Here is a 22,844-nt window from a genome sequence, read left to right as displayed (position 1 = left end):
GCTCCTGCGAGGTGGTTATCGAGTGGTGAAGGGCGTGTACTCGGGTATCTCGCCGGTGAGGTGTGCTGCCAGAATGCGTGCTTGGACGTCCAGGGCCCGGCGGTATGTGACGCGGTAGCCGAAGGTGGGATGTTTGATCTCGTGGGCCATTCGCCTTTCGTAGCAGCCGATCACGGCTTTGCGGCCGTCGGCTGTGAGCTGGCAGGCGCCGGCTTTTTGGAGAAAGTGATGGGCGCGGATCTCGCGGTTGTTGACCAGTTGGATCACCGTGGCGTCGGCGACGATGGGCCGGAACTCTTCTGCCAGGTCGAGGGAGAGTGCGGGCCGGCCGAAGCGGGGTCGGTGATAGACGCCGTAGTAGGGGTCGAATCCGATCATGGTGAGGGTCGCAGTGATGTCTTTGACCAGGAGTGAGTAGAGGAACGACAGCAGGGCGTTGACGGGATCAGGGGGTGGGCGTCGGGCTCGTCCGTTGGTGTCGAACCGGTCGGTCTGGACGGGCGGGTCAGGGATGAACATGCTGGTGAAGTGGCTGAAGTAGATGCGGGCAGCGGCGCCTTCGAGTCCGAGCAAGGATGGTGCTGCGGTGGCCTCGGCGGCCTGCTTGGCCAGATCGAGGAGCTGACCGGGAGCGTGTTCCGGGAGGTTTCGGCTGTTGCGGCGCAAGAGTGTTCGGCCGTTACGAATTTTTGCTTCGATCATTCGGGAAGCGATCGCTGTCTGTTGCTCAGAGGTGATGGTGAACTGGGACTTTCGTAGATCGATGTTCTTGCCGGGTAGTCCTTGTGCCATGCCGGCGAACCAGCCGCCGTAGGAGAACCAGCAGATCGGGATCTCGCGGGCCATCAACTCGCGTACTGCTTGCGGGCTTACGGTGATGTTGCCTTGAAGGCAGAGTTGGCTGACGTCGATGAGCCGATAGCTCGCCAGGGTCTGCCCTTCCTTGAAAACCTCGAGTCGGCCGCGACGAACGCCGACCACGGTTCCCTGCTCCTGCACATAGACCGGGCGGTTGTCGGGGTCGGCTGCCAGTAGCCTGCGGGGGCGAGGCTTCTCGTGGGGGCGGAGCGTGGTGATTTCGTCGGGCATGCAGATCCCGACGAGGCTGCACCGCGGGCATTTCGGGCTGTTGATGAGGGGACGGGGTGGTTGTGGATCGGAGGCGACCTCGTGCAGGTGGATGAGGACTTCGCGGACCTCGGAGAGTGTTTGGTCGGTGATGTCGATCGTCATCCGTTGGCGGGTCTCGTTGTACCAGACTTCGGCCTGTTCTACCGGGTAACCAGCGTCGCGCAGGAGCAGGGCCTGGATCAGCGACTGGATCCGGTCGGTATCCCAGACCTTGCCGTGTGGGTCCGGTGCGCCCTTCTTGTAGTCGACGGGCACCACGAGCCCGGCCGAGTCGACCTCAGCGATGTCTAGTTTCGCGGTCAGCCCGAGTTCGGTGGACGAAAGCCAGAACGATCGGCTCTTGCGCCCGGCGAAGCGCTCGAGGTGCTCGTCCGGGTCCGGCAGATCGGAAGAGGCTTCGTCGACGACGCGATGGACGTACAGGCCTTCTTCGACGTCGTCACTGATGGCGAAGCGGGATTGAACCCATTCGAGATGGAAAAGTCTTGGGCAGTAGATGAATTCGTTTACCATGCGGGCCGGCACCAACGCCGGAGGCTCCGAGGTCTTCTCCCCGTCGGCGGCCATCAGATGATCCACGGACCGGTGGAGGGTGGGCTTCCGCTAGGTCGGGTGCGCGCGGTGGTCGCGCGTTTGCGCTGCTGGCTGCGTTCTGGTTGTGGTCGTACCGGTGTGAGCACGCCGGCGAACGTGCGCCCGGGCAGGCGCTGTCGCTCGGCCACGCAGACGGAGAAGACCGATGCGGCGAGCGCGGACCGGGGCGGCGGGCCTGCCTGGGCGTCTCGCAGGAAGGGGTGGGTGAGCAGCGTGATCGCACCGGTTTGGTCGAGGGGTCTGCTCCACAGTGGATAAATGAGCCGATTGATCCGCGACTTTCCCTGGCGAATGCGCTGCCAGCCGGAGGTACTCGGTTCGGATCCACGTGCAGTCGTGAGAAACAGCGGGTATGACATCAGCGCGAGCCATGTGGCCCCGGGGACTCCACGTTCCCGAGAGATTCCGTCTTGGGCATCGGCGGCATCGAAAAGCACTTGGTTGTCGAGGTATTCGCCGGTGACGCCTGGATAGCGGCGCCAGCCGATCAGTGCCTGCCGTAGTACGTCGGGGTTGTCGCGGACGAAGTTGAGGGGAGCGCGCAGCATGGTGTGCATGGACTGCTTTCCGGAATGCGCCGTGTAGAGGCTGACATCGCCACGTCCTTTCTCGTCCAAGCTGAGATCGGTGACCAGGCTGCACATCCACCGTTCCGCCAGCGCCGCGCGAGGGGATTGGCTGAGGTGTTCGGCGAGATCTCGGAATTCCTTGCGCGGTAGACGGAGCCGGTCCGGTGCTGCGCCGGGGGGTGGAAAGTCGGCGGGTACGTCTGGCACGACCGCCTCGGTGGCGATGCTGTCGGCGACGTTCCGAAGATCGGTGACCACCTCGTCCACCGTGTGATGTCTAGACGTTAGCTGAGCCTCGTTCGTTCTGGGATCGAAGGCCAGACGGGCGTCGGGATGCCTGTTGTCGTTGAGGAGCCGCAGGATGCCCAGGGCGCACAGGAACGCCAGTGGCGAGCGGCCGTCCAGGGCGGGAAGAGCGTGGACGTTCATGATCCCTCCGCGGAGACGGTCATGTCGGCGCAGCGGATGATGCTTTCGAGCAGCGCCAGGCCCCAACGTCCGTACCGCTGGTTGAGCCGGTCGAAGCGGGCGGGGTGGTCCAGGTCGACTGTTTGCTGGCTGGAGATGCTGACGGTGTCATCATTCAGGGATGTACTGATGGGGGCAGGATCGGTGTCGAGGATCAGTGGCAGCAGGGGCCGCGCGTGACCGTGGTGGGATGCGACGAGGTGAATGAGTAGTTCTTGGTCCCCGTCGTACGGATGGCGGTTCACCTGTTCCAGGACCAGTGCGGCCGACCATGCTTCGTGCCGCGCCCCACGCGGCAGACGACTGCGGTTCCGGGCGAGTCGCCAGGCGTGGCGGTCGTTCGGGTCCATGCCAGATTTCGCCAGAACGGTCGAGCTGGCCAAGGCCTCGAGTTCGTCTCCGCCGTGCAGCATCACTTGGAATCGGTGCTCGGCCTTTCCGAGGTCGTGCCAGCCGGCGGCGTCGGCGAGCAGGTCGATCAGGGACGCCTCGAGTCCCAGGTTGGTGGCTATCTCTCGGCTGCGGGAGCGGACGTTGGTGTGATGCTGTTCGAGAGTGACCTGGTTGCCGGTACCGATGGACGAGGACGATGAGTCCTCGTCACTTCGGTCTGTTAGCGCTGCCCCTGTCGGGCCGCCGGTACCGAGTTCTTCTGCAAGAGAAGCGGACCTGCTGCTTTTTGGTGGCCGCCATTGCAGTACCGGGATCGAGCGAGAGGGCATCGCCCCGCCGGTTACGGGCATGACGTCCCGGACGCAGGCCGACGTTCTCGCCTGTGACAGTAGTTCGCTCAGGTCTGCCCTGCGCTGGGGCAGGCACCAGCCCGGCGCTCCGAGGTCTCGCAATGTCGCGGTGTCTGGTGTTGGCGCGGTCAGTCCTCGAGTCAACGCGTCGATCAGGCGCTGGGTCAGCAGCCGGAGAGATGATGTCTGTTCGTCTGTACCGGTTGACCTGAGGTCGACGTTGTCCTCGTCCCGGCGGAAGGCTCGGCCGATGTCGGCAATGACCGCCTCGACCTCCCGGCTGGAGTCGGTATCGAATCCAAGCCGGGCCGGAAGCACCTGATCGACGACGAGGCTCAGCCGGCCTACGTCGATCGCCGCGAGTGAGTGGGCGTCAGCGACCGGCTCACGCGAGGGAGGACACCAGCCGTAGGAGTCGAGGCCGCCCCGCTCGACGGGAACGACCAGCTGATCGCCGGGACGGATCTGATCACCGCTGACCCAGGTCCAGCGTGCCTCCGGGCCGCGGCGCTCGCCGTCAGCCGCCGACGGTTCGCGCCAGGCCAGAACCTCGAACGGTTGAGTCTCCTGCTTGAGCGGCGCTTCGGGGTCGGGCGCGTCGTCCAGATCAGACACCGGGGTGGCTCGCTGACCCAGCATCCATCGCCGTGCCGTGTGGAGCGGCACCTCGACCTGTTCACCAGCCAGCGGTGGACACGCCGCGAGCAGAGCGTGCGAGAGGGCGTCGTCCTCAATCCACTCATCGACCAGGTCCGTGGGGTCGGAGGGCGAGCCCAGGCCTTCACGCCACAGCAGGCTCACGGTTGGTGATCCTCCGGAAAAGCCGTGCAGGTAGGGATCGATGGGAGGATCGTCCAAAGGAATGGGGCCGGTCCGGACCCACCGATCCAGAATCGGCGTTGTCAGAACCGGGACCTCTGGGGCGGCCATGAACGCGGTGGCGGGGGCCTGGCGGTTCAAGGCCCGGCATTCCAAGGGCGAGACATGCAGGGTTGAGCCGGACGCTGCGAAGCCGGCGGCAAGGTTGCTCGAGACGCCGGTCAGCTGTGTCAGGAAATGCCAGGTCGCGTCGCGAGCGGCTCCGTACACCGGACCGTCGGGTTGCCCGTCATGCACGATGACGGCCGTGGCTTCCGCCACGCCAGGCAGGCGATCGGTCAGCTGGCCCAGGCGGTTCAACCGTCCGAGTCGCTGGACCAGGGCGTCCCATGACGCGGATTCACTCACCAGAGCATCGACGTCCAGATTGACCCCGACTTCCACTGTCTGGGTGGCCACAAGGATCGCCGGATGTTGTGTTCGCTCAGCACCAATGCCGAATCGCGAACGGATCCGTGCGTCCAGACCGACGCGGTCGGCCGGGCGCGAACGCCCGATCAGCAAGGCTAGATCGGTGGTGTCTTCTGTTCGGGACTTTTGCAGATTCTTTTCCAGCAGCTGATGGACAGCCCGCGCGGTGTCGATCGTGTTGCACACCACCAGCACGACTGGGCCGACCGCTGAAGCGTCGGCATCCCGAACGGGGGCGGCCAGGTGCTCGGCGGCCGTCGCGAGCGCCTTGATGACGGTCTTTTTGTCCGCGAGATGAAGCATCAAATTCTTGGACGCTGTCAGGCGCCGGTTCGGTTCGGGCTGCCGGAGGTGAGCTTGCTCGTCGAAGGCGAAGACGCTTTCCCCGATCGGAATTTTCTCCGGGGCGGCGGTCGCCGTCATCTGGACGATGTCGAGTTTAGGCAATCCCGTAGACGTGCTGTCCCGATGCTGCGCCGCTTGCGTGGTGCTCAGGAGAGCACGGGCAAGATGCGCCTCATCGACCAGCAGGAGGGCATCGTTACCGACCATCGCAGCGTCCAGGGGTTTGCGCCGATCACCGACACCGTAGCCTCGAAACAGCAATCGACTGCCAACCTGATCCACGGTACCGATGACAACAGCGAGATCATCCGGGCGATCGCTCCAGGACGAGGACCACATAGTCCCACCGCGCATCCGGGTGACCGGCAGCAACCGGCCTCGGGGCGTCTGGCGGTGCCCGCGAAGGCCTTGCAGGTTGGCTGCAACGGCTTCCAGCGCCGAGACTTGTTCTGGAGAACGTGTTTCCGATGACGAGGTGGGATCTTGCAGCGCATCGGAAATCTTCAGGGCGTGCTCGTAGGCCTCGTCGACCACCACCCGCCGGTCAACGACAAACAGGCAGCGGCGACGCCCGACCCGTTCCGGCCCAGCGGTGTCGGCCGTAGCGGCCGCGACGAAGACGGCGACATCGAGCAGCGAGGTCTTGCCCAGCCCGGTCGGAACATCTACCAATTGTGGCCAGCTCAGCTCGGCCAGCACCCAGGTCACCAGATCGGACTGCCATGGGAATGGTTGATGCCCATGCACGGCCTGATAGAAGAGCGCAAAGTCTTTAGCATTCAAGGGGTGATCGTGCATCACCACCGGGAGATCCCCGCTGTCAGCGATCACATCGGTCACAGGTCGCCTCCGGAGGGTGCGCCGACCTGAGTTGTCAGGTCGATGACGTCTTCGGTCGCGGGGTCGGAGGATTCGCCTCCGGCATCGCGATCGGTCTTACCCGACACCGGAGCCATCAGCCCGAGGCCGAGATACCGACCGGCCCCGATCAGTACCGGGCCGGCCACCTCTTCGGCGAAAGTGAGCGTCACATGCCGAAAAAGACGACCCCGAAACTTCTTCGGCAGATCGATCGGCTGCAACTGGGAGGCTCCTGGCAGCAGGGGAGAGCGGCTCACACTGATGTCCACCGGCTCAGGCAGGCCGGCCTGACGCACCGACCCCAGCACAATGTCCTCCGCAGTCATCGAACGCCGCGGATACTTGTCCAGCACGACCGGGCTGACGCTGCTCCAGCAACGAGCAGAGCGCCGCCACCGCTCGGGTGTCACCCCAAACGGTTTGATCAGCGTCGGTTCGTACCGCAGTTGCACCGCGCCGATACGATCGATCTCCAGTGTGATCACCTGCTCGTTGTTCTCGTTCAGGCGCCTGAGCCCAAGAACCGCGGACAGCACCGCACGCCTTTCCGCCGCGTCGAGCTCCGGTACAGCCACAGCGATTCCCAGCAGATGCCCCCAGGATCGATGCCAGGCGTCCGAGGTCCGGGACACCGGCTGCGGAGCCACGTTGGGCAGTGCCAGGAAGGCGACGTGCGGACGTCCATCGGCGCCGTGACCATGCAGAACACCCGGGGCGTTCGGGCCGGCCGACCGCAGCACCGACGATCTCAGTGCCTCGACGAACTCCGGGCCGAGACGCCCCTGCGGACGCAGGTTGACGAACCGCAGGATCACCACGTCGCGATACAGCGACGGATGCACCTGCCGCAGCGCAACATGATCCTCGGGATCGCTCCGTAGCCGGTACTCGGTGAAGCGATTGGCCAGCCACGCCGGCATGTCCAGCTCGTACTGCTCGTCCAACGCAGCCAGATAGCCCGGATACGGGGTTCTCAGCATCAACTGCCCCGCGACCGCGACCTTGTCATCATCCGGAACAGGCTCGAAAACGTCTACCTCTTCGATAATCTCTGCCGCCCGACGGCTGGCCGTGAGCGTCGCCATCCCGGTGGCCCGACCCAGATACGGAACGCGGGCACACATCGCATCCAGATGAGCGATGATCTGCTGATCCGGAGCGACCTGCCACACGAATTCGATCCGCGAACTGCCGGGAAAAACACGGCTGCGGCTACGTAACTGGTTGGAACGCCCAGGATGAAACTGACTTCCACCGGTCAGGGACCGCTGATTGGTCACCACGTACGATGCAGTTCTGGAGGTCGAGTGATCCACCGACGCCGCCACGAGAGGGGGCCCCTGCTGCTCCAACCACCGCAGAGCCGAGCGCTCGTCCTCACCCCGTGCCACTGACACCAGGGAGCAGAACAGCCGTGCTGGATGCGGTGGCCACTCCGCCAGGCGCCGGTCCTCACTGTCGGCCGCGTCGTACGCTCCGGTGACCAGTTCGACGGCGACCACCAGGTGTGACGTCACTCGCCGGCCTCCGGTGCGGCCGAGGTCAGCGAAAAGTCAATGGCCTTGGCCAGAGCCGGAGACGGACGCAGATCAATGACGTCGGTGGCGAAGCCGATTCCCGCGGCGGCCGAGCGCTGGACAGCGTTCTGGAACAGTTCCACGGCCTCTCGCCGGGACAGCTCGAACCGGTCGGTGACGTTCCCCCGGCGAACCCATTCCAGTCGCTCTTCCCGCAACATGAGCTCGCAACCACTGCGCAGCCACAGGCTCGGGGCTGAGAACGCCAGACGGTCCGCCAGCAGGGCGTAGGCGGCCAAGGCCACGCGAGCCGCCACCGACGCCTCGCGCGGGGCGTCTCCGAAGCCGATCCGGTCCAGACCGGCCAACGAGATCGTCGCCATGCGCTGTGCCGAGCTGATGGTCACCCCGCCGTGCTGGGGGTTCGGTGCGATGTTCCCGTGACCGATCTCGCTCAGCCGTTCACCCTTGACTTTCTGGCCGCTGGCCACAAAATCCCAGCCCTGGGCGTCTTTTTCCGGCTTCACGGCACCCTTGAGGTTCAGCGGGTCCAGCCGTCCGGCACTGCGCTTGGCCACCACCGGGTCCCAGCCGATCAGTTCGCTGCTGTAAATGCGCGGGAAACGCTGCTGCCGGCCCTTGCGGTGCGAGTCCCAGGCCCCGAAAACGAGTGATCCCGGGTCGTGACGGAACAACGCCCGCGCGTCGTCAGGCGTCGCCGCGCGCAGTGCCTGGCCGAGTTCGCTCCTGTCGAACGGCTGCCCATCGAGAAGACTGTCGCGGACGTAGGCGTCGGCGTAGCGGTGCGGGAACTCCAGCGATGTCAGCGTCATTTCGGCCTGTCCTTGATGGAGGAGCCGCATGATGGGCAGCGAGATCTCACCACTGCCCCAGGCTCGCAGCAGCGCCTGCTCGGCGATGTTGGCCTGTCCGGCAGAGGAGGACAACAGCGCGTCCTCACGCTCCTTACCGTCCACGCGGCGCTTCTCGATCAGGTAAGGCTTCTCATCGGTGGACGGGTATGTCGGAGGGAACACCCGGCTGCCCTCACCCCCGATAGGATCGTAGACAGCCGTGATACGGATGCCGCCGATGTCGCCTTCCAGCGCCGCTGCCTGCGCCAGGACGTCGTACACGTTCTGCTGAGCCATTCTTTCCCCCGATGCCAGAATGATGACCGGCCACGAAGCATGGCAGGAATCGCCGTAATCGGTGAGGCTCCAGGGCATTATGGGGCGAATGGGGGAGGGATGCAGGTTGAGTGCCATCTGAGTCGTTGGACCTGGAAAGGTTGTCAGGAAGTGGCTGATCGCCTCTAGCGCGCGCCAGCGATGAGAATCGTTCGGATGGGCCAGCAACCAGGATCGTGACCTGGGCTCCCTGGCGACTCCCGCTTCGCCTGGTCCATGTCGTCAGAGCACATCGCGGCCAATCAGCAAGAGGTAGACCAAACGAGCCGTGCTGGTGATGGCGGAGAGTGCCTTACCCACGAGATCAAGCCTTTTCGAAACCCGAGCGCGATAACGGGACGCATGCTCAGATATATCTCGGCGGTGGTGCGGCGATGCACGATGGGACATGGCTTCCCCTCCTGGAGTCAGCGTAGGCAGATTCGTGTAACCGGCGGGTAGTAGCTGATGGGGCAAAGCTGTTGCTACGAGCGGCCACTCGGAGCACCGGTTGCCCGGTTCCGACGATCAGCATCTCCCGCTGCTCGTCCAAGTGGCGAAGGTAGGCCCTCCTGGCGAGTAGGTCACGGCGACCCGCCCGCGAAGTTTCCCCCTGGCCCCTGGGAAGTTCCACGGTCTAGAATAGAAACCTGACTACGCAGAGGGATGGCTTACACTCGTCCCGTTCCGCGGATGCGGCTTCGTTGCGGCTAGCTAGTGGATCTTCCGAGGGGATCCTGCAAGCCCCATTCCCCGGTGATCGCCGAGGCTCCTGGGCGCTTCAGGGGCGTCCCGGTGCCGGGGCGCCCCTGAATGCCATCGCTGAGGGTGTATGTAGCCCTGTTCCTTGCCCTGCTGCGTCTGGACCGGATCTGTTCGAGCGTGGGCACCGGCACCCACCTCGCCTAGCTACTGGGCGTGCCGAGTTGTCCGCGGAGCGCGGCGTGGCTACGGGTCCTCCGAACCGGGCCCGCAGCAGCGAATTCCAGATGGCGTCCTCCCGCTGGCGCAATCCGGCGCTCTGCACCGCCCTGCGCACCCTCACCTGGTACACCCGCAGTTGCTCACGTCGAGCTGCGCAATGAGATCGGTCGTCTGGGAACGGTCCTGGCCGCCGGCTACGACGCCCAGCAGATGCAGGCCTACAGCGATGTCGACCTCAGCGAGCACGGCGCCGATCGTTCACGTCAGTGGCCTGCTCTCCGCTACGGTCGCATCGACCAACCCTGCCCCCGACCCGGGACGACGCTCATGACCGACAGCATGATCTCCACCAGCATCAGCACCGCGGCCGGCCCGATCATCGATGTGCACCTGATCCTGCGCGACGGCGACAAGATCCTGCTGTCCCAGCGCGGTGGCCCCTACGGATACGGCCAGTGGCACGCCCCCTCCGGCAAACTCGACCCGGGCGAAACCATCACCGTGGCCACGGTCCGAGAAGCATTCGAGGAAACCGGCGTCGTCGTCGACCCCGAGCACATCCGGCTCGTCCACACCGTGCACCATCACCAAGGCGACGGTGCCCGCGACCGCATCGGATTCTTCTTTGAGGCCACCGAGTGGGAGAATGACCCGATCAACCGGGAACTGGACAAGTGTCTGCAACTGCAGTGGTTCACCGTCCATGACCTACCCGAAAATTTGATCCCGTATCCGGCAGCAGGCCTACGGGGATATCTCGAAAGCGGTCCTGGTCTAACTATCCACGGATGGTCAGACCACGGCGAAGAATCTTCTTCCGTGACGTGACCGGAGGCTGTGAACAATCTCCGGTGGCCGTCCCAGGTTGAGCGCACGGTCCCGCCGATCCCAGGTCAGCGCTCGGGAAGGACGTCAAGCGCGGCCTGTAGGTTTCTGCTCGATCCGGTGAGCGTGGCAACTTCGATCGCGCGAGTCCGAAGCTGGGCATGATTGAAGCGGCACGATGGAAAAGGGCTGGGGTGGACGAGGTCACGTTCTGGGAGATCATCGCGGCGGCCGGGGAAGGCTCGGATGCTGGCGCGATGTCTGCTTTCCGAAGCCGTCTTTCGGCTGAGGCGCCGGCGTCGGTGGAGGCTTTCGGGCGTCTGCTGATCGACAAGCTCTACGCGCTGGACACGCTCTCGCATTACGAGCAGGCGGCATCCAATCCATACGATGAGTGGGAAGACCCTGATCCAGACCTGTTCGTCGCCGTGCGCTGCGCGATCGTCCTGGCCGGGCCGCACGTGTACGGGCGGGTGCTGAACGACCCACAGATGATCGCGTCGCGTCCGTGGCCCGGTGTCATGGACTCGGAGTATCTGGTCCAGGCCACGGACCGTGTCTTCGCCGCGTTGTCGGTCAGGGACGGTTCTCTGCCGGGAACCGAGCAGATCGAGACTGGATCGAACCCTGCCGGGTTCCACGACGCGGTTGCCGTTCCTGAGCCCGTGCCTGGTGGCCTTGTCGATCCGGCGCCGCAGTGGGCTGGGGTCGGGTTCGACATCGACGACCCAGCGGTCACGCGCACGTGGGCGGCCAAGAAGGCATGGCCTGCCTTCGACTTGACGACCCGGGCAGCTCTGGCGCGCGCCGCGGCCGTGCCTGGCCGACGTGAGGCCCTCCAGGAACTGGGCGTCGATCAGGTGGAGTTCGAGGTGGCCCTTGTTCGCTCGCCGTCGCAGAAGGCCATCAGAGTCAGCCGAGACCGGTCCGGTTCCCTGGTCTGGGTCAGCCTCACCGCACATCTGCCGTTGAAAGACTGTCAGGCGCTGGACGATCTCGAGCAGTGGGCCCACGATGTGCTGGACGCAGCGTTCGAGGAGGCCCTGAAAAAGCTCTCTGCGAAGGCGAAATGACCCTCGATCACCTTGTCCTGCCCAGCCCTCCCATCCGCATCCATCCGGCCGAGCCACGAGCGAGGGCAGGCAGGCGCAGCCGGGGCTGTTGATGGCGCTTCTGGATCTGGAGTCCGGTTCGGCGGGTTCGTGGGGCAGCGATCATTCCTCTGAGGAGGGCAGTCCCGGCCTGCGGGCGACCCGGCCCGAGCCGCGTTCGATCAGTGCAGAATGGAATGTATCGGCTGGTACGGGCGTCTGGTCGTTGTCGGAGCTTTATGACCCTACGGGGCGGTGCGATTCGAATGTTCAACGGGATTAAACAGTCGAGGGCGACGCACCGGCGCGCAGCTGGTATGCAAGGCAAGGTGCACGCTCAAGATCGAGGCGGAAGCCCCGGTCGGGCGCTTGAGGATCTTCGAGAGTCAGCGTGTATCCGGGGCCCGAGAACTGCTCTGCGCTGATCTGGGTGAGCTGATCTCCGGTTCCTCGTCGCCAAAGTTCGAGTCCACGATTCGACCGGGTAAGGCGCACCACTCCCGGAACGTCTGGACAGCTGAACGGGCCGAGCTCGCTCGAAGAGCTGGCTGGAACGCTCCGGGGCGGTGGTTGGCGGCGTGTCTGCTGGGCAATGGTCTTCAGCGCGATTGGAAGCAGATCCGGATGGTCGAGGTTCTCCAGCATGGCTGTGGCAACTCGATCGGCCGAGACGTCGGACCCGTTCGCCAGGCAGACCACGCGGCTGCCGTTGCTGGTCAGGTGGGTGGCTGCGGAGAATCCCTGCTCATGCCCGAAATGGAAGACCCGAGGCTGATCCGAGTCCTCGACTCCGTAGAGCCCGGGTCCGTAGAGGTAGGGGGCGTGGTCGCTCGCCCGGTAGTTCAGAAGTTCTTGGTAGAGGAGGCGTTGGCCACCGGTTCGCCAGCGACCGTGAAGGTGCTGCAGCCAGAGGTCCAGGTCCTGTGCGGTGGTCCACAGCGAGCCGGGGCCGGGCAGCGCCACGGGGGTTCGGGCGTGGCTCCAGTTGCTGCCGATCTGGCGGTAGGCGGAGGCTGCGTTGGGGACGATTTGCTGGGGGTCGGCGCAGAACCTGGTGTTGTGCATGTTGAGCGGCTCGAAGATCGTTCGGCGCGCGAGGTCCGGGAGAGGTTCTTGACGGACGGTTTCGAGGATCTTGGCGAGCAGCAGGTAGTTCGTGTTGGCGTACAGGAAGTCGTCCGCAGCCACGACGCGCTCGCGTTGACGATAGGCGAGCGCGAGCAGGTCAGGGGCTGTGTAGTGATCGAGAGGGCGGAATCCGGCCAGCGAGAGTAGAGATTCGACGTCTCTGAGCCCGGAGCCATGGGTGATGAGCTCGCCGACGTTGATGTCTTTGATCTGAAGGTCGGGGTCTAGGTCGTCGGCCGGCTGGTCGAGGTCCAGCAGGCATTCGTGGGACGCGTCGAGCACGAGTTGTGCCGTGATCTGCTTCGCGACGGACCCTACGTTGAAGTTCGTGTCGGGTCCAATCGGCACCTGGTGCTCGAGGCTTGCCATGCCCGTGTTCCAGGCGAAGGGCTCGTGGCCTGGCCGGTGGACGAGGAGCGACAGCCCGGGGCGTCCTTGGCCGAGGACGGTCACAGTGTGAGCGCCTGCTCGTAGACCGCGATGAGCCGCTCACGCAGGCCCTGGTCGGGGATCAGCTTCATGGCCTGCTGGTGATCGGCACTCGTTTCGGCGAGGAGGGGGCGCTGCTTGTTCAGGTAGGTGGTCAGGAACTCGGCGATCTCCGGTTCCGCCTTGTCGCGGGCCCAGGCGCTGTAGATCATGGTCAGCGGGAACGCCCAGCAGGCGTGGATGAAGCCGAACGCGGGTCGCTGTGATTGCTTCCAGGGTGACCAGAAGTAACTCTGGTCGTCGATCTTGGTGTCGGTGGCGGTGAGCGCGTCGTTGAGCCAGTTGTGGCCTGCCTCGTGGATGAGGTCACGGCCCAGGATTACTGGGTCGTTGACGTGGTCCATGAAGACTGTTCCGGGCAGGCGCGTGATCGTCCAGCTGTCGAGCGTCTGTCCGAGGGACTTGCTTCTGAGGAGGCACATCACTACGGCGTGTTGGTGCAGCAGTTCGCCGAACCCGGCGTCCGATGCGACGGCGAAGGCGCCCGCGGCGAGCGTCTGCGTCTCAGCCGGCGGTGGTTGCGTCTGGTCGCCGATCACGTAGTAGGGGGTTTCCGAGATCGGGGACCTGGGGAGTTGGTCGAGTTCGGGGCTTACGACGACGCGGGGTCCGGCCACGGTGAGCGTGAAGATGCCCCGCATCTCGGTGAGTGGCTGGTTGGCGTACCAGTCGAAGGTGGCTGCGTCCCCGGCCCGGGCCGCGGCCTCGCTTCCTTCCAGGGAATGGTGGGCCAGAGCGTAGGCGAGCGCTCGCGCTGGGCTTTTATCCTTGGCTACGTCGCCGTGGTGGAGGAGCGAATAGATGCGGTGGGTGCGTTCCTCGTGAAGGCGGTTGGTCGGAGTGAACGTGAAGTCAGGCATCTCGGATCTCTCTCGTGAGTCAGGAAGGGCCGGCCTGGTCCGTTGTTGAACCAGGCCGGCCCCGCGGGCATTGGGACGGGCCTACGTCAGACCGAGCTGGTCGTGGTCGGCCATCCTTCGGCCGAGACGCTGGACGTGTGGGCCGTCGTGCGGACGGCGTCGTCCTCTCCCCGCAGTTCCTCGACGCTGGCCAGGAACTCGGTGATCCGGTCGTTGCTCATGCTGGTCCTCTCCTGAAACAGGTAGTAGCGGACGGATTGGCTTCCGGAGCGCTGCGTTCACGTGTTCGACTGGGCGGCGATCTCACTGGGGGCATGACTGGTTCCTCCTCTGGTCAGCCGGTTACGACCGTGGAGCTCGTAGGGCGTCGACGAGTTCGCCTGCTGATGGTCGTTGCCGTGGATGACGAGCCAGTGCCGCTGCGACCACGTTGCGTAGGGCGACCGGCAGGCGTTCGTGGTCGGCATCGAGTCGGGGGATGTCTCCGCAGAGGTAGCGGTAGATCAAGACGCCGAGGCTGAAGATGTCGGCGGCGGTGGTCGCGTTGCGGTAGTCGTCCAGGTACTCGGGTGGCCAGTGAACCTCGGGCTGGCGGCGTTCTGGACCGCGTGGGGTTGTGAGGCGTCGGGCTGCCCCGAGATCGGTGAGGTGCCCACGTCCTTCGTGGATGAGGATGTTCTCTTGGTAGACGTCGCGGTGCACGATCCCGATTTCGTGAAGGTGCGATAGTGCTTCAGCGACGTCGGCGAGTATCCACAGGCCTTGGGCGGAGGGCGGCTGGACCAGCATGTGTTCACGGAAGTTTCCGCCGCTGAGCCAGGGCATGGTGTACCAGTCGAACTTGGCGGACGTTCCCCGGTCGAGTAGGGGGACCATGTGGGCGAGGGCGCTGGCTTCTTCGGTGAGGTCAGCCTCTTCACGGAAGGCGTCTCGGCTGAGGGCCCGTTCATTCTCGGTGAGCTGTGCGTACCAGTAGAAGCCGTAGGCGGACGCACGCTGTTCGGCATCGAGTTCGGCCAGCACGTGGTTCGATCCGAATCCGGCTTTGATGACGACGGTCTCGCTGTCTTTGCGATGCGCGAGAGCGAGGGTGCTTGCGCGGGTGAAGGTGAGGAGCTTGTCCACCTGCCATCCGTCCTGGGACAGCTGGTGGAGCACCCATGCGGCCGGATGCAGCGGGTGTAGGTCCATGGGCGGGCTCCTTCGGACGGGGTGAGCTACTGGTGCTCCTGGAGTTGGCGTAGGCACGCGCTGACGAGGAAGTCCAGATCGGCTTTGGATGAGCAGGGGTGCATCAGGACTGGGAGATCGGTGAATCTGGCCCAGTGGGTCAAGGCTTCGCGGTAGAGCTGAGCGAGGTCGGCCATCTCGGCCGAGCCTTCGGTGAATCGCTGGCCAGATTCGCGATGAGCGAGCCGCTGTCGGCATAGCGACAGGTCTGTGGTCAGTAGGACGGTGAGGGATGGCCTTGCTGTTGGTTCCTGGGCGAGGCGTTCGACCAAGGGAGCAACGGCTTGGCGATGGCTCAAAGCGAGCAGACAGGCGGTGGAGAGCGAGAACCGGTCGGCCAGGACATGCCCCTGCCCCATGGCGGGGACGAGGTTGAACGTGTTGTGCAGTGCGAGGTCTGTCTGTGCTGCTTGGACGTCGTTCGCGTAGTCACCTGGTTGGCCTGCGCGGAGTTTCACCAGGGTGCGAGTGGCGGGTAGTGACAGCCAGGAGAACTGGCCGATGTGGTTGACCGTTAAGCCTTTTGCATGCGCTTCGGTGAGAAGGTGATCGCGGATGGTGCTCTTGCCGGCTCCGGCGATACCTTCCAGGGCCAGCAGCATCGCCTACGCCTCAGCGGTTGCGTCTGCAGCCAGCCAGCTGATGAACTTCCCGATCCTCCCGGCGGAGACGGGATGGGTACCGTGGGCGAGCTGGGAACCGTACAGCAGGGCGGTTCCGGGGGCAGGCTCGACCGACCAGCGGGTGCGCGGCATGGTCTGGAACCAGAGAGACGAGTTGTCGGCGCCGTCATGTGCCAGCCACATGCCGTCGGCGTAGCCGTTGTTGTCGGTCTGCGGTAGGGGCCGATTCCAGAGTTGCTCGCTAGAAGTGGATTCGATGAAGAAGCCGCCGCCGGCCTCTGGCTCACTGACAACGACGCTGATGCCAGCGATCTGCCGGGGCCAGGCCAACGGATCCGGGGCAATGCCGTCCAGGTGGCTGGTGATGTGCTGACCGGGGCCGTATTCGACGTACGTCCAGGGGCGGCAGTGCGTGATCGAGGGCATGACGCGGGCGAGGGCGGGCCGAGAGCGTTCGAAGGCGGCCTGAAGGATGTTCTCGACGGCCTCTGGGAGTCCGAAGATCTCGACTCGGCCTAGGGGCTCGTAGACCGCCATGGCTTGCTGCTCGTCGTGTCCGGGAATCTCGTGGATGGTGGTGCGGCGCTTGGCCCCGAAGGTGCCGGCCTCGGCGCTGTCGAGCACCTCGGTCATCAGCTTGGCGAGGTGTAGCCGCTCTTCCTCGTCGAGGAAGTTTTCGATACTGCCGATGCCGACGGTCTCGGCGATGTGGATCATGTGAGCCCCCTTGATTCGAGGATTCGGCGGATATCTTGAATGCCCGGGCAGTGGTTGAGCCAGGTGATGACGGGCGCTCGACTCCCCGACACCGGGTCTCGCCAGAGCGACAGAAGCTCCCCGGTGAGCGGGTGACGGTCCAGATCGGGCAGCGGGGAAACCGGGGCTGATGGCGGCCCTTGGCCATCGGAACAGTGGCAGTGGTGCTGAATCTCAAAGGCACGTGAAATGATCTGGGCCGAGGTCGTGCGGCATGATTCACGAACTGTGGCTGCTGGTTCGGTGGCTCGGTAGACGCGGCATTCCGTCTGTAGCCAGGCATCCGCGACCGCTGCGGCAGATCGCGAGATGCGGCACTTGGCGCAACAGTCGCCAGAATCGCTCGGGCATACCAATTGGTAATTACCTACGCTGTAGGCAATTTGAACCAGCGCTTGCCAAGCCGACTGAGAAATCGCAGCGCTCGTCTGTTCTGGTCTTGGGTTGCCCGGCGGAGCACGATGGTTGCAGCACGGCTCGGTTCGCGCGGCTCCGGCGGTGGAAGGTCTCAGCGATGGCTCGATGAAGATCACGTGAAAGTACGTTATCCGTCCAAGTAGCTGATGGACGGTTGCTGCGTCTGCGGCCTTCATCCGGCAACTGCCCGGTCCGCGTCGATGAGCGAGCGGTGCCCCAGGCAGGCGCAGGAAACGTCGCTCTCCAGAGAAATATTCGTGACCGCTGCGCCAAGGACCCGCGTCGCCTCGTCGACGTTACGGAAGTATGTATCCCAGGTCGCCTCAGGGCTTGGGGTGAGGGCAAGGTCCAGAACGGGCACCTTCTGGCTCGTCGTCTCACATTCCAGGTTGGCTCTGCCGAGGGAGACTTCAACTCCAGCGGGAAGCTTTCCCCGTACTTCGGAGGCCACGCGACAAAGACACGCCGCCGCGCGGGCGTACTCGTCCTCGGTTCGCGGTAGGAGACCGACGCGACGGCTGCTCGTGGGGATGGAGAGTCCTCGGTACTGGTGGCCCGCGCAGCTGTCGTAGGTGATCAGGCCCCACCGGTTGGTGAGGACGTCGACGAGAGGCCAGACGCCGTCTTCGATGGCTTCGCGCCAGCGTGGATGGCGGGGGTAGAGGTCGTCCGCGTCGTGGACGCCCGGGAGACCGACCGTGTTGATGTTCCCGTGCCCGCTGGTCAACAGTCGGACATCCGCGTGGTGCTGGTGGTCGGCGTCCCAGCGTTCAAGGAACTCCGGAATGGATCTCATTCGGTTGGGATTGCGGGGGCGCCACCGCCACGAGCGGCACCAAGCGCCTTCGTGGTGGCGCGGCTGGGCCAGGAGGGCGGAGACACCGTCGACCATGCGCATGCGGTAGTCGCAGTAGGCGTCGCTCGCGTCGGGCGATGTGCCGTGGGCTCGCCATCGTGTCGCGATGCAGCCTCCGCCGCAGGTCTCGCGATAGGCGCAATCCGAGCAGCGGTTCATCAGGGCTCGGCCTTCGGCGAGGAGAGCCGAGCTCTCCTGCTCGGCGATCACCTTCCCCTGCGAGGAGCGGTCGTTGAGCTGGACCAAGCGGGCCTTCGGCCAAGGCAGCTCGTCGCAGCTGCCGAGCTGACCATTGGGATACAGGGTGAAGACGTGATCGCACTTCAGGTTGGAGAAGTGGCAGAAGCCGCTGTCCAGGCCGCGAAGCCTGCGGATGGTCGAGACCGCTGGCTCCAGCTTGATCCTGGCAAAGTGACCCCCGGCGATCCAGCGAGCAGTCACGGCCAACACGAAGTCGGCGTACTCGCTGTGGGTGATGGCCCAAGCCGGCCCGGCGTCTGAAGAAATGGAGGCCGACTGAAGCTCACGGCTCGGTGTCAGGCGCCGTCCCGACGTGGCGGTCGGTCGGACCACCGTCGCGTCGAAGCACGGAACGAAGCTGATCGCATTCACCGAGCCGAAGGCAGCGAGATGATCGAGAACTTCCTCGGCTCGGCCCAGCAGAGGTGGAGTGACCGCAGCGATCAGGCCGACCTGCCGACCACGTCGGGCCAAGAACTCCAGTGCTGCGCGAACGCGTGGGTAGACGGGTTGGCCGTCGTAGCCGACTCGCCACGCGTTGCCGCGAGCGTCCCCGTCGAGGGAGATCCCGAGCTGAAGGTCTGGGCACAGCTCGTCGAATAGGTCGAGCCACTCGTCGTCGAGTTGGACACCGTTCGTCTGCATGGTGACCCGGACCACCTGCGGGAGCTGGCCAAGTTCCTCCAGGATGGCCGCGATGTGGTCGCGGCCCGCTGTCAGTGGTTCACCGCCGTGTAGTTCGATCGCGAGGGGACGTCCCTGGAAGAGCTCGGTCAGCTGCCGGATCTGAGCCGGGCTGACGCGCGCTCCTCCAGGCGCGGCCTTGCGCTTTTCGTAGCAGTACAGACAGTCGATGTCGCAGGTCTCGCCGCGGACCTTGACGATCACCGAGACCGCCGAGGACACGTCGTCAACACTCAGCCTGCGGTACAGCGACCCAAGTCCAGGATGTTCGTCCGTGTGCTGCGACACCGCCTGCCTCCTTGCAGCGATGAACGGCTGGTCTGGTCCTACTCGTAAAGGTTCCCCAGCAGGGCTCCCTGACCCGACTGGAGAATGTGAGCGGCTTCCACCGGAATCCAGAAGCACTCGAAGTGCGTGGGCTCCTGCTCGCCGTCGTGGTCCTCCTGGCTCATCCAGCGGTCGGGAGTCGACTGCGTCAGTTCGAGTTGGAAGACGTGACGATGCTGGATCTCGAAGCGGTAGGGGCTGATGTCGTAGTCGATCTCACCGAGTTTGCGGACGATCTTGAAGTCCGAAAGCCCGGTCTCCTCCGCGGCCTCACGAAGAGCAGCTGCCTCAGGAGATTCGCCGGGCCGGATGCTGCCGGCCGGCACCTGGATGCCGACCTCTTCGTAGCTGTAGTCCGTGTGTCGGAACACCAGGAGCTTCCCGTCGCGAACGACGTAGACGAGGACCTTTTCCTTGAAAACCTTTTCAGGCATGCCAGAACCTCTCGCGGTGGCTTGAGAACGAGTGACGGCCGCATCCTGAGCCATCACGGGTCAACGCTCGGCGCGGCTCTACTGCGCCACGAATGAGCGGAGGCCACTCTAACGATCACTGCAGTTCGTGTAGCGGGCGAACTCCGGAACATCTCGTTGAAGCACCTCTACCTGCTTAAGTAGCAGTCACTTTCGAAATCCACCTATATACAGAGGGCCGCTCAGAGAGAGCTACTCACGGGTCGGCCTCACGATCACACCGTTCGAAGTTGGGCTCTCCTGTACGTCGGCGGCCGAGGAGGGATTCGGCCTCCGGCGACTCAAAGAGAGTGCCCTAGAAAACGGGGACGACGAACCTCGCCAAGGGACGTTTCGGGGACGTCCTGGAACGTCCCCGCACGCGCTCAGAGGGCAAGCGAGCGCAGGTGGTCGATCAGACGGGAGCTCTCGCGAAGGTCGCTGAGCACCATGCGAGCCCCGGCCATCCGGAGCGCTTCGGCGCTGTCCACGCCGGTCGCGACGGCGACTACATGCGCCCCGGTATCGTGCGCGGCCTGAACGTCCCTTGGCGTGTCTCCGATGAGCACAACCGGAGTGGTCAGCGGCAGGGCGTGCTGCTGGTGGACCCGCTTCCTCGCAACCTCGACCAGTGCTCCGCGATCCTCAGAGTGCTCGCCGTAGGCCCCGCACTCCAGATCCAGCAGGTGATCCAGCCCAAGGGCACGAAGCTTCACCATGGCGTTGGCCGCGATGTTGCCCGTCAGGACGGACGAGACGAAGTTCCGCTCCGCCGCCGCGAGGGTGAGGACGTCTCGAACGCCGGGAAGCACCTCGCCCCTGCGAGCCAGTTCTGCTTCCAAACCTGCCCCAGCAGCTTCCAAGGCGGGCCCGATGACGTCCCAGGTCGGAGGCTCGAGACCGTGGTCGAGGAACATCTGTCGGCAGATCAGCCTGTCCGTTCGTCCCTCCGTCCTCGCCCGGTGGGCGGATGGCTGGCCGGTCAGCCGTCGGAAGGCATCGGCGTAGATCTGCTTGCTCACGCCGTTGTTCTCGATCAGCGTGTGGTCGATGTCCCAGAGCACGATGAGCGGCACGCTGCCCCAGCGTAGGACGCCACCAGTGCGCAGCGAGTGCAGGGTGGCTGAAATGCGTTCTTGCGCCCGATACGAGACTTCGGTTTGCTGTGCTGAGTGAACGAGCGATTGCGTTCCGCTCTGGTGCAACGGGGGCTGACCGTGGCAGAAGTCGCGGCCGAGTGCGGAGTCGATCCCAAGACCGCCAGCCGATGGGTCAGCGGACGTGTGCCCCAACGACGGCACCGCTGGAGCATCGCCCACCTGCTCGGCCTGGATGAGGAGCACCTCTGGCCCGAGGCACCGGACAACGTGGCAGGAGCTTCCGCTGCGACGAGTGAGATCGTGGCGACCTTCGCCAACCGCGCCAGCGTTCCACGTGACCTGTGGCTGGCGCTGCTGCGAGGGGCCTCGAAGCACATCGACGTGCTGGTCTTCTCCGGCACCTTCTTCGCCCAGACCAACCCGCACATCGCCCGCATGTTGCAAGAACGTGCCGAGGCCGGTGCCCGCGTCCGGCTGTGTTTCGGAGATCCGGAAGGCCAGGCTGTCCGGTTGAGGGGCGAGGAAGAGGGAATCGGTGAGAGCCTGGCCGCCAAGATCCGCGCGTCGCTGACGTACTACCGAACGCTCGTGGGTCGCCCCGGTTGCGAGGTCCACCTGCACGACACCACGCTGTACAACTCGCTCTTCCGGTACGACGACCAGCTCCTGGTCAACCCGCATGTTTGGGGACAGCCCGCCAGCGCCAACCCGCTGTTCCAGCTCAGACGGACCGACGGCACCGATGCCGAATGGTTCAACCGGTACGAGCAGAGCTTCGACGCCATCTGGAGCACCACGCGTCCCTGGGCGCCCGAGAAGTAGGAGCACCACCATGGGCAGGACCGAGTACTACTACGACAACACCGCCCCCAAGGCCAACTCCCTGGTGCCGGCCAGCAACCTGCTCGTCGTCAACGAAGTCGGCGAGATCCTCCTGCAGCGACGCCGCGACACCGGCCAATGGGCGCTCCCCGGCGGCGCGCAGGACATCGGCGAAAGCGCCGCACAGTGCGCGGTGCGCGAGTGCGAGGAAGAGACTGGCATCATCGCCGAGGTGACCGGCTTCCTCGGGGTCTACTCCAACCCGTCCCACATCGTGGCCTACACCGACGGCGAAGTCCGCCAGCAGTTCGAGGTCGCCTACATCGGCCGCCCGATCGGCGGCGAGCCCACCATCAACGACGAGGCCGACGGCGTGCGCTGGGTTAACCCCGAGCACCTGACCGACCTCGACATTCATCCGAGCATGCACGAGCAGATCGGCCACTACCTGGCAGGCACCTACCCCTACCTCGGGTGATGCCTCAGAGCACGAGGCCCGCGGTTGCGGCGGCCGTCCGGATTCGTTCCACACTGGCGTGGATCTCCGGAGCGGCCCGGCGGATGAACCGGCCGACGATGCTCTCCTGCCCGTAGCGGGACAAGATCTCGCCGACCCGTTCCTCAGAGCTGGTCGGCAGGCCGTCGGGCGTGGTGGTCATGTCGCAGAACACCAACGCGTCCACCAGTAGCGGCTGATCGACGAGAGGAAACTCGGAACTGAGCACCTCACGCAGGCCGCGTTCCTCGGCCTCGAGAAGCGCGTAGGAATGGTTCCCCACAAGACGAACGACCAGCTCATCAACTCCGATTGATCGAAGAAACCGAGCACCGTCGAGCGGGTGGAACCCGGTGTCCACGAGGTCCGGGGCGTACCCGACGTCGTGGAGGACCGCGGACGCCTCGAGGGTTTCGGCTTGGTCTTGCACCAGCGGCGCCAGTTGTCGGGCTCGCTGGGCGACCCCCAATGAGTGCTGCCAGCGACGAGGAAGGGCATTCAGCAGTTGGCTTTCCGCAAGTTGCTGGGCACTCATCGGAGTGGTCACTGCAAAATGGTCCTGTAAGCTGATTGGCCAATTGAACCCTGATCCACCGCCCATCGCCGGGTCAGACAAGGGATCTGCTCCCCGGAAGGTCCTTCCAACACAGGAAACCTCGACGCACGCCAGCCTACGAGATCGTAGCTCCAGCAACAACTTTCTGCCTGCGATCGCAACATCCTTCAACCGGCGACGACACCAGCCATGAACCCGGCGTGAGAGAGAACCAGATGAAGGACACGGTGCGTCCACCACCATGGAGAACAACTGGATCCGCAGCCCGTCCCCATCCTCGA

The 22,844-nt window shown here is 64.8% G+C and carries 19 protein-coding genes and 1 pseudogene; 4 read left to right on the top strand and 16 right to left on the bottom strand.

What is annotated here, in order from left to right:
* Nucleotides 1-15: 15 nt before the first annotated feature.
* From cas4g/cas1g to cas7g, 5 genes are read right to left on the bottom strand one after another with little or no spacing between them, the layout of a single operon-like run.
* Nucleotides 16-1,710, bottom strand: coding sequence for a CRISPR-associated endonuclease Cas4g/Cas1g (cas4g/cas1g, locus tag KIH74_RS34760; RefSeq protein ID WP_214160701.1), 1,695 nt, complete (start codon nucleotides 1,708-1,710; stop codon nucleotides 16-18).
* Nucleotides 1,698-2,723 carry a type I-G CRISPR-associated protein, Cas3-extension family gene (locus KIH74_RS34755; protein ID WP_214160700.1) on the bottom strand — a complete coding sequence of 342 codons (1,026 nt, stop codon included), beginning with the start codon at nucleotides 2,721-2,723 and terminating at the stop codon, nucleotides 1,698-1,700. Before KIH74_RS34755 ends, cas4g/cas1g begins: the two co-directional genes overlap by 13 nt.
* Entirely contained in the window at nucleotides 2,720-5,980 is a 3,261-nt protein-coding gene (gene cas3g / locus KIH74_RS34750) for a type I-G CRISPR-associated helicase/endonuclease Cas3g (RefSeq protein WP_214160699.1), read from the bottom strand. The genes KIH74_RS34755 and cas3g overlap by 4 nt, the downstream gene beginning before the upstream one ends.
* Nucleotides 5,977-7,518: a type I-G CRISPR-associated protein Csb2 gene (gene csb2 / locus KIH74_RS34745; RefSeq protein WP_214160698.1), complete on the bottom strand. Its 1,542-nt coding sequence runs from the start codon at nucleotides 7,516-7,518 to the stop codon at nucleotides 5,977-5,979. Before csb2 ends, cas3g begins: the two co-directional genes overlap by 4 nt.
* Nucleotides 7,515-8,786, bottom strand: a complete 1,272-nt coding sequence (gene cas7g, locus KIH74_RS34740) for a type I-G CRISPR-associated RAMP protein Csb1/Cas7g (RefSeq protein ID WP_214160697.1) — start codon at nucleotides 8,784-8,786, stop codon at nucleotides 7,515-7,517. The genes csb2 and cas7g overlap by 4 nt, the downstream gene beginning before the upstream one ends.
* 1,152 nt (nucleotides 8,787-9,938) lie before the next feature.
* Here cas7g and KIH74_RS34735 point away from each other — a divergent pair.
* Together KIH74_RS34735 and KIH74_RS34730 are read left to right on the top strand one after the other, a co-directional pair.
* On the top strand, nucleotides 9,939-10,439 hold the full coding sequence (locus KIH74_RS34735; protein ID WP_214160696.1) for an NUDIX hydrolase: 501 nt from the start codon (nucleotides 9,939-9,941) through the stop codon (nucleotides 10,437-10,439).
* 191 nt (nucleotides 10,440-10,630) lie between these two features.
* Nucleotides 10,631-11,509 (top strand): DUF4240 domain-containing protein, encoded by an 879-nt coding sequence (locus KIH74_RS34730; protein ID WP_214160695.1) that lies wholly within the window; start codon nucleotides 10,631-10,633, stop codon nucleotides 11,507-11,509.
* A 297-nt stretch (nucleotides 11,510-11,806) separates the two neighbouring features.
* On the opposite strand, the gene KIH74_RS34725 is transcribed toward KIH74_RS34730, so the two are convergent.
* The 9 genes from KIH74_RS34725 to KIH74_RS34690 all read right to left on the bottom strand — a co-directional run bounded on the left by KIH74_RS34725 (nucleotide 11,807) and on the right by KIH74_RS34690 (nucleotide 20,665).
* Nucleotides 11,807-13,108, bottom strand: a complete 1,302-nt coding sequence (locus tag KIH74_RS34725) for a serine hydrolase domain-containing protein (RefSeq protein WP_214160694.1) — start codon at nucleotides 13,106-13,108, stop codon at nucleotides 11,807-11,809.
* Entirely contained in the window at nucleotides 13,105-14,004 is a 900-nt protein-coding gene (locus KIH74_RS34720) for an aKG-HExxH-type peptide beta-hydroxylase (RefSeq protein WP_214160693.1), read from the bottom strand. The genes KIH74_RS34725 and KIH74_RS34720 overlap by 4 nt, the downstream gene beginning before the upstream one ends.
* Before the next feature lie 86 nt (nucleotides 14,005-14,090).
* Nucleotides 14,091-14,225, bottom strand: coding sequence for a hypothetical protein (locus KIH74_RS38220; protein ID WP_281431635.1), 135 nt, complete (start codon nucleotides 14,223-14,225; stop codon nucleotides 14,091-14,093).
* A 121-nt stretch (nucleotides 14,226-14,346) separates the two neighbouring features.
* Nucleotides 14,347-15,195: a protein kinase domain-containing protein gene (locus tag KIH74_RS34715; RefSeq protein ID WP_214160692.1), complete on the bottom strand. Its 849-nt coding sequence runs from the start codon at nucleotides 15,193-15,195 to the stop codon at nucleotides 14,347-14,349.
* A gap of 26 nt (nucleotides 15,196-15,221) precedes the next feature.
* On the bottom strand, nucleotides 15,222-15,836 hold the full coding sequence (locus tag KIH74_RS34710; protein ID WP_214160691.1) for a nucleoside/nucleotide kinase family protein: 615 nt from the start codon (nucleotides 15,834-15,836) through the stop codon (nucleotides 15,222-15,224).
* Nucleotides 15,837-15,839: 3 nt separating this feature from the next.
* On the bottom strand, nucleotides 15,840-16,574 hold the full coding sequence (locus tag KIH74_RS34705; protein ID WP_214160690.1) for a hypothetical protein: 735 nt from the start codon (nucleotides 16,572-16,574) through the stop codon (nucleotides 15,840-15,842).
* Between the two features lie 628 nt (nucleotides 16,575-17,202).
* Entirely contained in the window at nucleotides 17,203-19,098 is a 1,896-nt protein-coding gene (locus tag KIH74_RS34700; RefSeq protein WP_214160689.1) for a radical SAM/SPASM domain-containing protein, read from the bottom strand.
* Nucleotides 19,099-19,136: 38 nt separating this feature from the next.
* Nucleotides 19,137-19,571 (bottom strand): NUDIX hydrolase, encoded by a 435-nt coding sequence (locus KIH74_RS34695; protein ID WP_214160688.1) that lies wholly within the window; start codon nucleotides 19,569-19,571, stop codon nucleotides 19,137-19,139.
* A gap of 404 nt (nucleotides 19,572-19,975) precedes the next feature.
* Nucleotides 19,976-20,665: an HAD family hydrolase gene (locus KIH74_RS34690; RefSeq protein ID WP_214160687.1), complete on the bottom strand. Its 690-nt coding sequence runs from the start codon at nucleotides 20,663-20,665 to the stop codon at nucleotides 19,976-19,978.
* Nucleotides 20,666-20,761: 96 nt separating this feature from the next.
* Here KIH74_RS34690 and KIH74_RS34685 point away from each other — a divergent pair, with 96 nt between their 5' ends.
* Nucleotides 20,762-21,511 carry a DUF5919 domain-containing protein gene (locus KIH74_RS34685; RefSeq protein WP_308114084.1) on the top strand — a complete coding sequence of 250 codons (750 nt, stop codon included), beginning with the start codon at nucleotides 20,762-20,764 and terminating at the stop codon, nucleotides 21,509-21,511.
* Between the two features lie 10 nt (nucleotides 21,512-21,521).
* Nucleotides 21,522-21,989, top strand: a complete 468-nt coding sequence (locus KIH74_RS34680; RefSeq protein WP_214160685.1) for an NUDIX hydrolase — start codon at nucleotides 21,522-21,524, stop codon at nucleotides 21,987-21,989.
* Nucleotides 21,990-21,993: 4 nt separating this feature from the next.
* On the opposite strand, the gene KIH74_RS34675 is transcribed toward KIH74_RS34680, so the two are convergent.
* Both KIH74_RS34675 and KIH74_RS39420 read right to left on the bottom strand, forming a co-directional pair.
* Nucleotides 21,994-22,542, bottom strand: a complete 549-nt coding sequence (locus tag KIH74_RS34675; protein WP_214160726.1) for an HD domain-containing protein — start codon at nucleotides 22,540-22,542, stop codon at nucleotides 21,994-21,996.
* 132 nt (nucleotides 22,543-22,674) lie between these two features.
* Nucleotides 22,675-22,806: pseudogene (locus KIH74_RS39420) on the bottom strand (transposase family protein); the annotation flags it as partial.
* Nucleotides 22,807-22,844: the final 38 nt, after the last annotated feature.

It is taken from the genome of Kineosporia corallincola (assembly GCF_018499875.1).
Taxonomy (GTDB): Bacteria; Actinomycetota; Actinomycetes; order Actinomycetales; family Kineosporiaceae; genus Kineosporia; species Kineosporia corallincola.
The sequence above is the reverse complement of the archived record's forward strand: the minus strand, read 5'-3'. Positions and strand labels throughout refer to the sequence as shown.